Origin of the sequence: Pantoea sp. BS_8 (assembly GCF_041954965.1) — a bacterium.
GTDB lineage: Bacteria > Pseudomonadota > Gammaproteobacteria > Enterobacterales > Enterobacteriaceae > Pantoea > Pantoea stewartii.
The window spans coordinates 430,313-445,431 of sequence record NZ_JAVAXU010000001.1 but is presented as its reverse complement, the minus strand read 5'-3'; the positions used below and the strand labels follow the sequence as shown (position 1 = coordinate 445,431).

Annotated in this window: 15 protein-coding genes; 12 read left to right on the top strand and 3 right to left on the bottom strand. The window is 58.0% G+C overall.

What is annotated here, in order from left to right:
- Positions 1-22 precede the first annotated feature (22 nt).
- On the bottom strand, positions 23-586 hold the full coding sequence (locus RAC65_RS02055) for a fasciclin domain-containing protein (RefSeq protein WP_006119170.1): 564 nt from the start codon (positions 584-586) through the stop codon (positions 23-25).
- A 333-nt stretch (positions 587-919) separates the two neighbouring features.
- Positions 920-1,834: a LysR substrate-binding domain-containing protein gene (locus RAC65_RS02050; RefSeq protein WP_375096305.1), complete on the bottom strand. Its 915-nt coding sequence runs from the start codon at positions 1,832-1,834 to the stop codon at positions 920-922.
- Between the two features lie 93 nt (positions 1,835-1,927).
- Between RAC65_RS02050 and RAC65_RS02045 the strand changes: the two genes are divergently transcribed.
- From RAC65_RS02045 to RAC65_RS02025, 5 genes are all read left to right on the top strand, one after another.
- Positions 1,928-3,058, top strand: a complete 1,131-nt coding sequence (locus tag RAC65_RS02045; protein WP_375096453.1) for an alanine racemase — start codon at positions 1,928-1,930, stop codon at positions 3,056-3,058.
- Between the two features lie 33 nt (positions 3,059-3,091).
- Positions 3,092-4,564, top strand: coding sequence for an aldehyde dehydrogenase (locus tag RAC65_RS02040; RefSeq protein WP_367143018.1), 1,473 nt, complete (start codon positions 3,092-3,094; stop codon positions 4,562-4,564).
- 23 nt (positions 4,565-4,587) lie between these two features.
- The gene (locus RAC65_RS02035; protein ID WP_375096304.1) at positions 4,588-5,919 is read left to right on the top strand and encodes an NAD(P)/FAD-dependent oxidoreductase; all 1,332 of its coding nucleotides are present in this window, start codon (positions 4,588-4,590) and stop codon (positions 5,917-5,919) included.
- A 9-nt stretch (positions 5,920-5,928) separates the two neighbouring features.
- Positions 5,929-6,318, top strand: a complete 390-nt coding sequence (locus RAC65_RS02030) for a RidA family protein (protein WP_367143020.1) — start codon at positions 5,929-5,931, stop codon at positions 6,316-6,318.
- Positions 6,319-6,397: 79 nt separating this feature from the next.
- A complete protein-coding gene (locus RAC65_RS02025) occupies positions 6,398-7,117 on the top strand; it encodes a hypothetical protein (RefSeq protein WP_375096303.1) in 720 nt (239 codons plus the stop codon).
- Positions 7,118-7,239: 122 nt separating this feature from the next.
- On the opposite strand, the gene RAC65_RS02020 is transcribed toward RAC65_RS02025, so the two are convergent.
- Complete coding sequence (locus RAC65_RS02020) at positions 7,240-8,283, bottom strand: GntR family transcriptional regulator (protein ID WP_039340319.1); 1,044 nt, start codon at positions 8,281-8,283, stop codon at positions 7,240-7,242.
- A 284-nt stretch (positions 8,284-8,567) separates the two neighbouring features.
- Here RAC65_RS02020 and RAC65_RS02015 point away from each other — a divergent pair, with 284 nt between their 5' ends.
- The 7 genes from RAC65_RS02015 to RAC65_RS01985 are packed head-to-tail and all read left to right on the top strand — an operon-like array spanning position 8,568 to position 15,115.
- Positions 8,568-9,944 carry an amidase family protein gene (locus RAC65_RS02015; protein ID WP_375096302.1) on the top strand — a complete coding sequence of 459 codons (1,377 nt, stop codon included), beginning with the start codon at positions 8,568-8,570 and terminating at the stop codon, positions 9,942-9,944.
- Positions 9,945-9,963: 19 nt separating this feature from the next.
- Entirely contained in the window at positions 9,964-10,839 is an 876-nt protein-coding gene (locus tag RAC65_RS02010; protein WP_033741691.1) for a polysaccharide deacetylase, read from the top strand.
- Between the two features lie 29 nt (positions 10,840-10,868).
- Positions 10,869-12,239: an MFS transporter gene (locus RAC65_RS02005; protein WP_375096301.1), complete on the top strand. Its 1,371-nt coding sequence runs from the start codon at positions 10,869-10,871 to the stop codon at positions 12,237-12,239.
- A 9-nt stretch (positions 12,240-12,248) separates the two neighbouring features.
- Entirely contained in the window at positions 12,249-13,022 is a 774-nt protein-coding gene (locus RAC65_RS02000; RefSeq protein WP_375096300.1) for an SDR family NAD(P)-dependent oxidoreductase, read from the top strand.
- Between the two features lie 9 nt (positions 13,023-13,031).
- Complete coding sequence (locus RAC65_RS01995; RefSeq protein WP_033741687.1) at positions 13,032-13,778, top strand: SDR family NAD(P)-dependent oxidoreductase; 747 nt, start codon at positions 13,032-13,034, stop codon at positions 13,776-13,778.
- 12 nt (positions 13,779-13,790) lie between these two features.
- Positions 13,791-14,075 carry a hypothetical protein gene (locus RAC65_RS01990; protein WP_058708138.1) on the top strand — a complete coding sequence of 95 codons (285 nt, stop codon included), beginning with the start codon at positions 13,791-13,793 and terminating at the stop codon, positions 14,073-14,075.
- Positions 14,076-14,095: 20 nt separating this feature from the next.
- On the top strand, positions 14,096-15,115 hold the full coding sequence (locus tag RAC65_RS01985; protein WP_058708139.1) for a GTP-binding protein: 1,020 nt from the start codon (positions 14,096-14,098) through the stop codon (positions 15,113-15,115).
- Positions 15,116-15,119: the final 4 nt, after the last annotated feature.

The following is a 15,119-nucleotide window of genomic DNA, read 5'->3' as shown; positions in this document are numbered from 1 at the left end:
TTTTCCGTTTGAGTATAGAGAATTACTTCGGCATTAATACGGTATCAATCACATCTATCACGCCGTTTTTCTGGTTGACGTCATACGTACTGATATTGGCCACGTTACCCTGTGCATCTTTCAGCTGAATATTGTGTGGGCCATTATTCATAATCCACAACGGCTGGCCGTTAACGGTTTTCAGTTCAGCATGACCGCCGCCTTGCTTAATCTTGTTCTCCAGCGCTTTCATGTCGTATTTGCCTGCCACAACATGGTAGGTCAGGACGCTGGTCAACTGCGCTTTGTTTTCCGGCTTAAGCAGATTATCGACGGTACCGGCGGGCAGTTTCGCGAACGCGGCATTGGTTGGGGCAAAGACGGTAAACGGCCCTTTACCCTGTAGTGTGTCAACCAGACCGGCCGCCTTCACCGCCGCCACCAGCGTGGTGTGATCTTTCGAATTCACCGCATTCTCAACGATATTTTTCTGAGGGTACATCGCAGCGCCACCGACCATCACGGAGCCCGACTCCATTGCGGCAAATGAGGCGGCAGTAAACAGGAATGCGCTTGAAACTACGGCAACAGCGAAGAACTTTTTCATCGTAAATCCTCATAAGAGAGAGTGGGTAAGTGTCTTGCAAAGAGAGATACGAGAGCAGGGTCGTCACTGGATGCAGAAAAAAATAATTTTTTTACGAAGATTTATCCGCTGGAGGCGGGCGCACGGGTACGGTCAAGCACGCCTGGCCGTTTAAGCACAATTTTCACGGGCTGTCCGGCCTGGCGATACCGTCACTAACACAAAGCGTTTGAAGCACACTCAACCCGTTTCCTGTGTGCTTCAGACCTCATGCCGTTCGCAACAGCTGGCGTGGGCGGCTGATAAGACTTATGGACCGCGAAGCACACCTGTCCCCCCCAACAAGACCTGTGGCTACTGTTCGTTCTGCATCCACGGCGGCGCGCTAAAGGTGGTTTTCAGTAACGTAATAAAGCCCTGAGTACGGGGCAGGCGTTTGATTTCTGGCATGCTGGTCAGCGCGGCAATGTCGGCGGGCGGCAGCATAAATTCAGGCAGGAGTGGGACCAGTCGCCCCTGTTTAATTTCACTGCTGATGTCCCAGATTGAGCGCACCATAATCCCTTTGCCTTGCAGCGCCCAGCGTTTAATCACCCGACCATCGTTACTTGCCAGACGGGGCGTAATTTTGACGGTGACCGGGTCATGCTGATGCGCAAACACCCAACGAGTCACGTCCTCAGCATTTTCACGGATAACCAGACAGTGGTGCTGCGTGAGTTCAGCGGGATGCGTGGGCACACCGTGGCGCTGCAGATAATCCGGCGAAGCGCACAGCACGCGGCGGTTAGGTGCAATTCGGGTGCTGTACAACGACGAGTCCCGCAGGTTGCCAATATAGATCGCCACGTCCCATTTATCGGCCTGCATCCAGTTCGGATTGTCTGACAGCATCAGATCCACGCTGAGATCGGGATGCTGGTCAACATAATCGGAGAGCAAGGGCGCGATATGTTCCGAGCCAAAGCCCAGCGGAGCCAGTACCCGCAACGTGCCGCTTATCCGGTTTCGGGTCTGGTCAATCACATCCTGTAGCTGGTCCAGCTCATGCAAAATCAGCCGCGCGCGTGCTAATAACGCTTCACCTTCGTCGGTCAGAATGATCCGTTTTGCCGGACGCAAAATAAGCTTAATGCCCATTTTTTGTTCAATGTGCTGCAGCCGCTGGGTCACGGACGGTGGCGTGATATCCAGATAGCGGGCGGCGGCGGCCAGGGTCGCGCTGGCGGAGATCACCTGAAAAAACCGCAGATCGTCACTGTTGATCATTAGGTTCAAACCTAATCATTAATTGGGTGTGTCTGCATTTTAAACTAAATGCATTGATGAGAGCATCCAGTAAACCCCTCAGGACAGACAATGATGCTTAACGATCCCTCACTGACAACGCCGTATCTGCTGCTGGACAAAGTGAAGTTCAGGCGGAATATCCGCAGGCTCTACGATCATATTGATAGCCTGCACTGTCAGATTCGCCCCCATCTGAAAACGCTACGCACGGTACAGTCGGCCCCCTGGCTACTGCGTGACCGGGCTTCACCGGCCACGGTGTCCACACTGGCTGAAGCCGAGGCGTTTGCTGCCGCAGGTTACCGCAATATCCTTTATGCCGTGGGGATTGCGCCGGACAAGCTGCCGCGCATCGCGGCCTGTCTTCGTCAGGGTGCCCAGGTGCATCTTCTGCTCGACAGTCTGACACAGGCGCAGGCCGTATCTGCATACGGGCAGCAGCATCAGGTGGCCTTTAGCGTGTTTATCGAGATTGACTGCGATGGTCATCGGGGCGGCATAAAACCGGACGACAGCGCCCTGACCGACATTGGCGCGTATTTGCAGCAGAACGGAATGCATGTCGAAGGAGTGTTAACTCACGCGGGGGAATCGTATCACTGTCGTACGCAGGACGAGATTGCACAGGCGGCACGGGCGGAGTGCCAGGCCGCCATCAAAGCGGCTAAGCGCCTTCGCGCGGCTGGCGTGAGCTGTCCGGTGGTGAGCGTGGGATCGACGCCCACGGCCCATGCCGTAAGGGATTTAGACGGGGTAACGGAAGTGCGCGCCGGGGTGTTTTCCACTTTCGATCTGTTTATGACCAACCTCGGCGTCTGCACCGCCGACGATATCGCGCTTTCTGTTGTCACCACGGTAATTGGCCACAACGCTGAAAAAGGCTGGCTGTTTGTCGATGCAGGCTGGATGGCGATGTCGCGCGACCGCGGCACCGCCTCGCAAAAAACCGACTATGGCTACGGCCTGGTATGTGACAGCGAAGGGCGATCCACCGGACTCCTGCTGTCGTCCACCAATCAGGAACACGGCATTATCGCCATTCCGCCCGACAGCGGTCACCAGGTCACGGATTTCTCGCTCGGGACCCGGCTGCGGATTTTGCCCAATCACGCCTGCGCCACTGCCGGAATGCACACCCGGTATGAGGTGATGGACAGCCAGGGCGGGGAACACGAAGTCTGGCATCGCGTCACCGGCTGGTGATGTCGCGCTCCTTTCTTTTTTTAAGAGGCACGTATGACTGATTTCAATCCCGATGACGTTCACTTGTCCAGCGGACACTTTATCGACGGACAATTTGTATCCGCCAGCGGTCAGGCTATGGGCATTAAACGGCCTTCTGACGGTCAGCATTATGCAGAGATCCATGAGGCGGACGCCCGTACCGTCGACGATGCCGTGACCGTGGCAGAAGCACGGCGCATCAGCAGCGGCTGGTCGGGTTGTTCGCCACGAGAACGGGGTGCAGCCCTCTCGCGCTGGGCAGACTTAATCGAAAAAGACAGCGAATACCTGGCGCAGCTGGAAGCCGTCGGATCGACCCGGCCCGTCACCGATGCACGCAATATCGAAGTGCCCTTTACCGCGGCGGCCCTGCGTTTTTATGCCGAATGCGCGGACAAATACAGCGGTGACGTGTTTCCAACGCAGCACAGTAGCCTGGGCATGCTGGTGCCTGAGCCCTATGGGGTGATCGGCGCAATCACGCCGTGGAATTTTCCCCTGTCGATGGCTTCCTGGAAATGCGGCCCGGCTCTGGCGGCAGGTAACGCGGTGGTGCTGAAGCCGTCTGAACTGACGCCGTTTTCAACGGCCCGTCTGGCCGAACTGGCGGTGCAGGCGGGGATCCCATCCGGTGTGCTGAATGTGATCCAGGGCAGCGGCAAGGTCACCGGTAATGCGCTGGTAACGCATCCGCTGGTGCGCAAGGTCTCCTTTACCGGCTCCACTGCCACCGGTGCGGCGATTATGAGCCAGGCGGCCCTGCACGGCACTAAACCGGTCACGCTGGAGCTGGGCGGCAAAAGCCCGCAGCTGGTCTTTGATGACGCCGGCGACGCCGACGAGATTGCCGAGCGCCTCTTTCTGGGATTCACAGTGAATGCCGGTCAGGCCTGCGTGTCCGGAACACGTTTGATTATTCAGAAAGGCATTGCTGAACGTGTGACAGAAAAGCTGATTGCACGCTGTCAGAAACCCGTGCCCGGCATGACCTGGCACGCGTCAACACGGTATTGTCCGCTGATTGACGCACGCCAGGGTGAAAAAGTGGCCACGATTATTGCGCAGTCCGTCGCTCAGGGGGCGCGGGTGCTGGTGGGTGGAAAACGCTACGACAATACGAAAGAAGGCTGGTTCTGGCAGCCCACACTGCTGGAGAACGTCGGCCCGAATAACGTGGCGTTGCACGAAGAGATTTTTGGACCGGTGCTGACCATTCAGACCTTTACCGATGAGGAAGAAGCCCTGGCGCTGGCGCAGCATGCGGTCTTTGGCCTGTGCGCGGGCGTCCACACGTTGAACATGCCACGGGCGATGCGCTTAATGCGCGCGCTGGACAGCGGAACGGTGTGGGTTAACCGCTATCGCCGCACCTGGGATTTCATTATCCCTACCGGCGGTTTTCAGGGATCCGGCTTTGGTAAAGATCTGGGCCGCCAGGCCTTTGAAGCCTGTCAGCGCTATAAAAGTGTATTAATCGATTTTTAATCTTTCGCTGGAGAGCAGATATTATGCCCGCACCGCTCAGGCTGGTTCAGGACAGTACGCATTTTCCCGACTCGGTGGATGTAGTGATTATTGGGGCAGGCATTGTCGGCGCGGCAACCTGCTGGGCGCTCACCCAAAAAGGCTATCGGGTGGCGGTGATCGAAAAGGGCCTGGTCGGGGCTGAACAGTCAAGCCGTAACTGGGGCTGGTGCCGCCAGCTTAACCGGGATGAACGGGAGATCCCGCTGATCCTGCATGCGCTGCAACGCTGGCATGAGCTGAGCAAGGAAATCGGCATGGACGTGGGGTTCCGCGCCTCCGGGCTGGTCTATGCAACGTGCACGGAAAAGGACATCCGCAACTGGGATAACTGGGGGAAAATGGCGAAGCAGTACGGCATTCGTAGCCAGATTCTCAATGCCGCAGAGGCAAAAGCCATGACGCCCGGCAGCCGCACAGCGTGGAAAGGCGGCGTGCATTCACCCGATGACGGTTATGCCGATCCCGCGCTTGCCGCGCCAGGCCTGATGGAGGCAGCGGTGAAAAAGGGCGCCTTTCTGTTTCAGCGCTGTGCGGTGCGCGGGCTGGATATTTCGGCAGGTCAGGTGAGCGGGGTGATCACGGAAAGAGGTCTGATTAAAACCTCGCGCGTGGTCTGCGCCGCAGGTGCCTGGACATCGCTGTTTTGTCGCCGGCACGGCATCGATTTACCTGCGGGTAATGTCATCGGCAGTGCGTTTCGTACTTATCCCGTCGAACAGGTGATTACCCGGCCTTTCTATACGGATGCGTTTGCCTGTCGGCCACGATCGGACGGCGGTTATACCATCGCACTGTCCGGCACGGGTCGTCTTGAGCCCGGCATTCAGGGGCTGAAATATGCCCGTCAGTTCTTCCCGTTATACAAAGCACGTCGGCTCAATCTGGAAACCAAAATCCGCCTGACCTACTTTCTACAGGGACCGGAGTCGCTGGCGCGCTGGTCAATGGAGCGCCCGTCCCCCTTTGAAAAAATCCGCATTCTGGACCCGACGGTGTCGGACGGCGTGGTGGAAAAGGGGCTGATGGCCATCGGCCGTGAGTATCCTGCGCTGGCCGGGCTGCGAGTCACGCAGGCCTGGGGCGGCGTCATCGACTGTATGCCTGACGATATACCGGTCATCTCCACCGTGCCACAGCTTCCCGGTCTGGTTCTGTCGGCGGGCTACAGTGGGCATGGCTTTGGCATCGGTCCCGGTGCCGGCCGCCTGACGGCCGATCTGGTGACCGGTGATGATCCCATCGTGGACCCCACGGCGTTCCGTTACAGCCGTTTCCGCGATGGCAGCGCCCTGAAACAACCCGGCATGATGTAAGGAGAAAATATGCTTCAGCGATTGCAGGCGCGAGATATCAATGACCAGCCGCATCCCGGTCATTACTCCCACTATTGTCTGGGGGCAGGAATGATGTTTATTTCGGGTCTGTTACCGGCCACGCCCGCAGGGGAGATGCTCAGCGCCGCGCCCTTTGCCGATCAGGTCCTGCAGGTCTTTGCCAGTCTGGATACCTGCCTGCTCCAGGAGAATCTTACCCGATCACAACTGGTGATGGTCAGAGTCTATCTGGCTGACATCGCATTATGGGATGATTTTAATGCGCTTTACGCGCAGTGGCTGGGGAGCTGGAAACCCGCCCGCGCTGTGGTGCCGGTTTCCGGACTGCATTATGGTGTCCTGTTAGAGATTGAAGCGACGGCGGTGCAGACGCGTTGAACGGCGCGCTTTGCCCGCGGCGCGTCGCCGTAAGGGATGGTAAAATGCGCATATGCTCGTCAGGAGAAGGCCGCCAGGCATGAAGCTCACCGCTGAATTCTTCAGGATACAACTCTGTTTCGCGGCCTGGGTGGCGTCAGGCACAGGCATGCCGCTGGCCAACGCGATTATGGATTACACCAACATTTTTATTCGTCTGGGGTGCGGGCGGCGGTTCGATCCTCAGCTTCCCGCCTGGTCAGACTATATTCGCGGCCTGCGGCACAACCCCGATAAAGATGCTGAGTATACGCTGGCTGTCTGGCAATCCCGGCCGCCTGTTGCCCCACCCGATGTGGTGGGGCGTTCGGGCTGTTTCTCATTCAGTCTGGAAACGGATCGGTCCGCACGCATTCATTTTGAGCCCACTGACGGAACGGTTTCGCCCCTGTGTGACAGCGAGGTCGCCGCGCGTCAGCGCGAATTGTGCGGTTTACTGGCGCAGATAGTGACTCTCACGCCCGCGGTAAAAACCCTTCGTGGGCTGTCGTGGCTCTACCATCATCACCGCTATCGTCGGCTGTTTCCGCCCGCGTACCTGCGTTCGGCCATACCGGTCAAGGACCGCTACCGTAATATGCCGCTCTGGGGACAGTTTTTGCGCTGGGACAGTAGCCTCAGAGCAGAACGTGCGTCGCACTTGTATCAGCATATTCAGGGCGAGTTTCATCCTTCCCGCCTGGCGACCGGTTTTCCGCTTCAGCCGCTGGCGGTCAGCGCACCGGTGACTGCTTTTCAAGCGTTTTACGCGCGTCGGTAAAGAGGCTGAGTCACCATGTCCGACATGACGCGTTCAGCGCTGAAGAGGGAACCGGTGACGGGCTAGTGTGACAGAAGGAGAAGACATCGCTTTTTACGTGACAGCGTCACCTTTATAAGCGACTAGCGCCGTGCCATAAAATCCGGAAAGGCCGGAACAGGCAGCACAGATAACACTTTCAGCCGCTGCAACGTGCGAACCTGCGCGCGCTCCAGATGATCCTTCATGCAGGCGGCCGCCAGTTCCCAGTTCCGTTTCAGCAAAAATTCATAGACCAGGCAGTGTTCATCCAGCATGGCACTGTCGACAGGGATACGCAGCAGGTCATAGAAAATGCGCGTGACGATGAAGGGCGACTGGTGTTGTCGCAGTATCTGCATCATCAGCTTGTTACCGGCAGGCTCCAGGCAGCGAATGTGCAGATCTTCTTCCAGGGTTTCCAGTTCAATGGCCGTTAACTGCTTACCCTGCGATTTTTTCGCGTTATCCAGCCGCGACTTCAGCCAGTCGACGTCCAGCCGTTCGCCTGCTTTACGCAGCGCTGCGGGTTCAAGATTGGCCCGGATTTCAAAATGGTCGCCCAGCTCGCGCGCCGTTAACGGACCGGTAAGCCACTGGGAATAGGGTTCTTTTTCCACCAGGCCTTTATCACGCAGGCGCATTAAGCTCTCACGAATCACGCCCCGGCTGGTGGTGTAATAGTGTGCCGCGTCCTGCTCATCCACCTGATAGCAACCAAAGATCATCGCGGTCGACAGCACACCCTGGAGGTGCTCCAGCACTTTTTCACCCGTACTGCGGGTGTCGACCAGTTCCTCATGATGCGCCAGCCCCAACAGTTCGCGCGTCAGGGCAATGCGCACGGGTTCGACGTCTTCGTCGTCGCGGGCCACGATAAAGCCCCGGCCTTCAAAGCGGGCAATCCAGCCTTCTTCATGCAGCATACTTAATGCCCGCCTGACCGGCACGCGGCTGGTGCCGAACAGCTGTGCTAACGGACCTTCCAGCAACACCAGGCCTTTAGGAACAGCGTTTTGCTGCAGCACGTTAAGCAGCACCTGGCGGATGATTTCATAACGCGCAGAACCGGCGTCATCCATGTCTGCTCCATTCATTATGTTTCGCATTGTCTTTTTCCGCTCCCATCCTGCCCGCCAGATTATCACATCTGAGGAAATAACGACGGCTGCCCGCGCACAGCACTGCGTTAGTGCACAGCGCTCTAAAATGGATCATAAATAAATTAGTACATTTAATACAAAGACAGGATTTTACTCCGCCTGCACAAATGTCCGTCACCACCCCAAATTTAACCTTTTGTTATTGCTGATTTAAATTATTTTATGATCGATAAGATCACAAATATGTAACTTAACAGTCCTTTTCCTGGCATTGTTATTGCTATCTTCAAATGTACATTAAATTGCAATATACATTTAAAGGTAAGCGTGTGCAGCCAGAAACCGTCCGTCAGTTATACATTCAGGGTCAGATCGATGCGCTGGGAATCAGTGCGCTTTATGCACAGCACCGCCTTTCACCTCTGGCGTTTACGGAGGCCTGCCTGACCGCCGCAGAAAATGTACCTTCGGTGTTTATTTCGCTCACCCCGGCGCGCGCCCGTGAAGAGGCCGAAGCCTCTATGCAGCGCTGGCGGCAGGGCCAGCCGTTGAGTCCACTGGATGGAATTCCGGTGGCCTGGAAAGACCTGTTCGACCTTCAGGACTGCCAGACCACCGCCGGTTCAGCCACCCGGGAACACGTTTCGCCCGCCCGACAGGATGCACCCGTCGTTGCCCGGTGCGCGGCGGCGGGCATGGTCACGATCGGCAAAACCAATCTCAGCGAATTTGCGTTTTCCGGACTCGGCCTGAATCCCGCGTTTGGTACACCGGTTATCCGGTCATCAGCGGGCAGCCTGCACGCGCCGGGCGGATCGTCCAGCGGGGCAGGCAGGGCAATCGCGGAAGGCCTGGCCGGTATCGCGTTTGGCACCGATACCGGCGGATCCATTCGTATCCCGGCCGCATTCAGCGGCATTACGGGCTACCGCGCCAGCCGTGGCCGTTATGCCATGGACGCCGTTTTTCCGCTCGCCCGCTCGCTGGATACCCTCGGCCCGTTATGCCGCAGCGTCCGGGATGCTATCGCTCTTGATGACATCCTGTGCGGTCCGGATACCACCGCCTTTCCTGAACCCCGTTTCCGGGTTGACGACGCGCTCCTCATGACATGCCAGCCCGCCGTTCGCGATAACGGCCTGAGAATGCTGGATCGCCTCGACGCGGCCGGCTTTGCCATTGACCGCCAGCCGCTTACCGCGTTTACGCAGGCGCTTGACTGGATCGCTGAAAAAGGCTGGCCGGGTGGGCGCGAAGCCTGGTTGCTGCATCGCCTCTTATTAGCCTCACCTGACGCAGAACGCATGGATGCCAGAGTGCGCGAACGTCTGCTTGCCGCCAGCGAGCAGGACCCGGCCGTGCTCGATACCTTTCTGACCCAACGTCAGCAGTGGCAACAGGCCCTGGCGGCGGAGCTGGCGGGCGCAATACTGATCACCCCCACGGTGGCCCATACCGCACCGGAACTCGGTCCGCTGATGCAGGACAGCGCGCTGTTCGCCCAGAACAACGTGGCCACGCTGCGCCTGACCATGCCGGGCAGTCTGCTGGATATGCCGGGCATCGCCCTGCCGAGCGGTACCGATGACCGTGGGTTGCATACCAGTCTGCTTTTCTCTCTACCGGCTGGCGAAGATCGCCGGCTTCTTCACGCTGCCAGCCGACTGGCAGGTCTTTTTACCGCAGACGATTCGGTCTGCGCTTAACGCTCCAGAGGAAGAAAAGATGGCGAAAGAAATCTTATGTGCATTTGGTGTGGATGTGGATGCTGTTGCCGGCTGGCTCGGCTCTTACGGCGGGGAAGATTCCCCTGACGATATCTCTCGCGGGCTGTTCGCCGGAGAAGTGGGCGCACCGCGTTTGCTGAAAATGTTTGCTGAACATAATCTGCGCACCACCTGGTTTATTCCCGGCCACTCAATCGAAACCTTCCCGGCGCAGATGAAAGCGGTGGTTGACGCTGGCCACGAGATTGGCGTGCATGGCTACAGCCATGAAAACCCGATTGCCATGACGCCCGCGCAGGAAGAGGCGGTGCTGGACCGCAGTATTGAACTGGTGACGCAGCTTGCGGGTAAACGTCCAACCGGTTACGTCGCGCCCTGGTGGGAATTCAGCAATGTGACCAATGAGCTGCTGCTGAAAAAAGGCATCAAATACGATCACAGCCTGATGCACAACGACTTTCATCCTTACTACGTTCGCGTAGGCGACAGCTGGACCAAAATTGACTACAGCCAGCATCCGGACACCTGGATGAAGCCGCTGATGCGCGGCGAAGAGACCGACCTGGTAGAGATCCCCGCTAACTGGTATCTGGATGATCTGCCACCCATGATGTTTATCAAGAAGTCACCGAACAGCCACGGTTTTGTCAATCCGCGCCATCTGGAGGAGATCTGGCGCGATCAGTTCGACTGGGTATATCGCGAAAACGACTATGCCGTCTTTACCATGACGATTCATCCCGACGTATCAGGCCGTCCGCAGGTGCTGCTGATGCTGGAGCGCCTGATTAAGTACATCCAGAGTCACCAGGGCGTGCGTTTCGTCACTTTCGACGAAATTGCCGACGACTTCTTAGCGCGCCAACCGCGTTAAGCCTTTTCCTCTTGCAGAGTGATCACGACATGAGCATCTACAAAAAAAAATCCGTTAACGGCTGGCAGCCCCAGCAGTTAACCACCAGGGATGTCAAATTCGCTACATGGATCGCCTTCTTCGCCTGGATCTTCGCCGTCTATGACTTCATCCTTTTCGGCACCTTGCTGCCGGAGATCGGCGGTCATTTTGGCTGGAGCGAAGTCGAACAGTCTGAAATTGCTACCTGGGTCGCGTTTGGTGGGGCAGTGATCGCTCTGGCCATTGGCCCGCTGGTGGATCGCCTGGGACGGCGCATGGGCATCGTTATTACCGTGGGAGGCGCGGCCCTGTGTTCGCTGCTGACCGCAATAGGGGGATTATGGGGTAAGGGCGCATTGACCGCCATTCGCTCCGTTGCCGGTCTGGGTTATGCAGAGCAAACGGTTAACGCCACCTATTTATCAGAACTCTATACTGCGCTGGACGATCCCAAACTCAACAAACGGAAGGGATTTGTCTACAGCCTGGTGCAGGGCGGATGGCCGGTCGGTGCGCTGGTGGCCTCGGCGCTGACCGCGATTCTGCTGCCGATTATCGGCTGGCAGGGCAGCTTTATCTTCGCAGCCTTTCCGTCGCTGGTGATCGCGCTGCTGGCGCTGAAGCTGAAAGAAACGCCTCAGTTTGAAGTACAGAAGAAAATCAAAACGCTGCGGGAGCAGGGTAAAGAGAAAGATGCACGCCAGGTCGCGGCCGACTATCAGGTTCCGTATGAAGATCAGCCGAAGTCAGGTTTTGCCTCGGCATTTCGCGGCACGGCGTTGCGCTCAACCTTGGTACTGGGTATTGCCATTTTGCTGAACTGGTTCGCCATTCAGATCTTCAGCGTGCTGGGCACCACGGTAATTACCAAAACCCACGCGGTCTCGTTCAATAACTCTTTATTGATCCTGATTCTGTCTAACCTGGTGGGCTATTGCGGCTATCTGGCACACGGCTGGCTCGGTGACCGCATCGGTCGTCGCAACACCATCGCGGCCGGCTGGATGCTGGGCGGTATCGCCTTTGCCGCGATGCTGTTCTGCCCGGACAACTTTGCCATCATCGTGGCCCTGTACAGCGTCGGTCTGTTTTTCCTGATTGGTCCGTATGCGGCCGCACTGTTCTTTATCAGTGAAAGTTTCCCGACCGCCATTCGTGCTACTGCGGGCGCATTAATTATGGCGATGGGGCCGGTGGGCGCAATTGTGGCCGGTGTCGGCACCACCTCAGTGCTGAGTCAGGGTGGACACTGGCAGGAGGCGGCACTGTGGTTTGGTGCGGTTCCGTGCTTTGTCTCGGGCATCATTATTCTGTTCGCCCGGCCGGTCACGCAACTGAATACGCACATCGCCGCCGCCTCCACTCAACCTCAGGCCTAAGGAAACCCTATGCAGAATGCAAACACAGCCCCGGTTGCCGCGATCAGCGGAGCCGCAAGTGGGATTGGACTGGCGCTGGCAACGCTGTATGCCCAGAGAGGCGTGCGGGTGATAGCGGGCTATTATCCGCAGGATCCCCACGATCCGGCCGTCGCGGCCGCGCAGATTGAAGCGGCGGGCGGTGACGCGCTCTGGCTGCCGCTTAACGTCGGATCCACCGACTCGGTGGACGCGTTTATTGCGCAAGGCGTACAGCACTTTGGACGGCTTGACGCGGTCGTCGCCAATGCGGGCATTCTGCGTCGGGCAGAGATTGAGGAGATGAGCGACGCACGCTGGGATGAGATGCTCAATGTCGATCTGACCGGCGTGATGCGCCTGTTCCGTGCCGCTGCCGCCCACCTTCAGTCGGGGGCCAGCCTGGTTGCGGTGTCGTCGATTGCGGGCGGTGTATATGGCTGGCAGGCGCATGCGCACTATGCCGCCGCGAAGGCGGCGGTGCCCGGCATTTGCCGCTCGCTGGCCATCGAACTCGCGCCGCGCGGGGTGCGATGTAATGCCATCATCCCCGGGCTGATTGAAACGCCGCAGTCGCTGGATAAGGATAATTCGCTTGGCCCGGAAGGGCTGGCGAAGGCGGCGAAGGCGATTCCGCTGGGCCGCGTCGGACGCGCCGAGGAAGTGGCGAAAGTCATCGCGTTTCTCACCAGCGACGAGAGCAGTTACCTCACCGGACAGAGTCTGATTGTCGACGGTGGACTCACCGTTCGCTGGCCGGATTAAGGAGAACCCATGCAACTCAGGATGAAACGTTGTGTAATCAGCGGCGCGGCCAGCGGCATCGGGGCGGCCATCGCGATGCTGTTCGCCCGCGAAGGTGCCCATCTGATACTCACTGACCGCGACAGTACAAAGCTCAAGACGGTGGTTGATCACTGTCGCCAGTCTGGCGTGCCGTGTTTTGGCATTGTGGCCGATGTCGGCGAGGTGGAAGGCGCCACGGCGGGCGTGGATGCCTGCCTGGCGCAGTTCGACGGAATCGATATTCTGGTGAATAACGCCGGAATGCTGACCCAGGCGCGCTGTACCGATATCACGCTGCCCATGTGGGAAGAGATGATGGCTGTGGATTTACGCAGTGTCTTCCTGGCGACGCAACGGGCGTTGCCGTCCATGCTGGCGCAGCGCTGGGGCAGAGTGATCAACATCGCGTCGCAGCTCGGTATCAAAGGCGGTGCCGAACTCAGCCATTATGCGGCGGCCAAAGCCGGCGTATTAGGCTTTACCCGATCGCTGGGGCTGGAGGTGTCCGCAGATAATGTGCTGGTGAACGCCATCGCGCCCGGTCCGATTGAAACGCCGCTTATCGATGGCATCAATCAGGCATGGAAAACGGCCAAGGCAGCCGAACTGCCGCTGGGACGTTTTGGCCGGGCGGAAGAGGTCGCGCCGGTAGCGTTACTGCTGGCAAGTGAGCCCGGCGGTAACCTGTTTGTTGGCCAGACGCTTGGCCCTAATTCCGGCGATGTCATGCCCTGAGGAGAAGCCGATATGTGCGGCGTTTGTGGTTTACTGGACAGCGGTCCGCAATGGAGCGATGCGCTACAAAACGATCTGCCCCAGCGCCAGTTGCGGTTAAAGCAGCTGGCGCTGCTCAACCGAACGCTTAAACCCTGGCGGCTCACGCTGACTGAGTTTTATGCCAGTTGGGTGCTCTCCAGCCCAACCGGTCAGCAGGTGATGGTGAATTCACTGGACCTGTTGTGGAAAGAGGTCGAGAAGATCACCAAACGCCCGCTTGATCCACTGGATGAAGCCTGGCTGGCGGCGCTGTAAGGCATACAAGAGGAGCGGCTATGCTGCACGATAAAAAACTGCCGCTGCATATCCTTAGCGGTTTCCTGGGAAGCGGCAAAACCACGCTGCTGAAAGGCTGGCTGGCGCAGCAAGATCTGAACGACGTTGCATTGCTGGTTAATGAATTTGGTGAGGTGGGCATCGACCATCATCTGCTGAATGAAGTCGCGCCCGATACGGTGCTGCTGCCCAGCGGCTGCGTCTGTTGCCAGATTCGCGGCGAACTGAAAACGGCGTTACTGGATCTCTATGAACGGCGGGTGCGCGGCATGCTGCCGCCGTTCAGCCAGGTCATTCTGGAAACCACCGGCCTTGCCGATCCTGCGCCCATACTGTCAACATTGCTGCACGATCCCCAGCTTAAACATCACTTCAGTCAGGGCACGCTGGTGACGCTGGTCGATGCAGAGCATGCCCGGCAGCAGTCGATGCATCAACCGGAATGGATAGCCCAGGTCAGCGCGGCGGATAAGCTGTTGCTCAGCAAATGCGACCGTATCGGACAGACCGAACGCGTGGCGCTTCAGGCCTGGATTGCCGGGCTGAACCCTATGGCGGAATTGAGTGACACCGTGCAGGCGCTGGCCGATCCGGACCCCTTATTTGGCCTGCGCCTGGCAAAAGGCAGCGGGCAACAGCGGTTTCGCTGGCTTGGCGCAGCCGGTGCGTCCGGTTATCGTCTTGCACCTCATGACGAGAATCCGCATCCGCTTACGCAAACCTGCGTGATCACCTTAGAGAACGCCCTGAACTGGCCCGCGTTTGCTATCTGGTTGTCAATGCTGTTACATAGCCATGGTCAGTCTGTATTGAGAATGAAAGGCATCTTACGTTTCAGCGGCAGCAGCTCACCCGTGGTGATTCATGGCGTGCAGCATACGTTACATCCGCCCGTTCACCTGAATGACTGGCCCGGCGATGTTGATACCTCAAAACTGGTGTTTATTCTGCGCGGACTGGATCCCGAGCGACTGAAACAGGGATTCAGCCGTTTTCAGCAGGCGGTAAAGGATAAGTAAAACA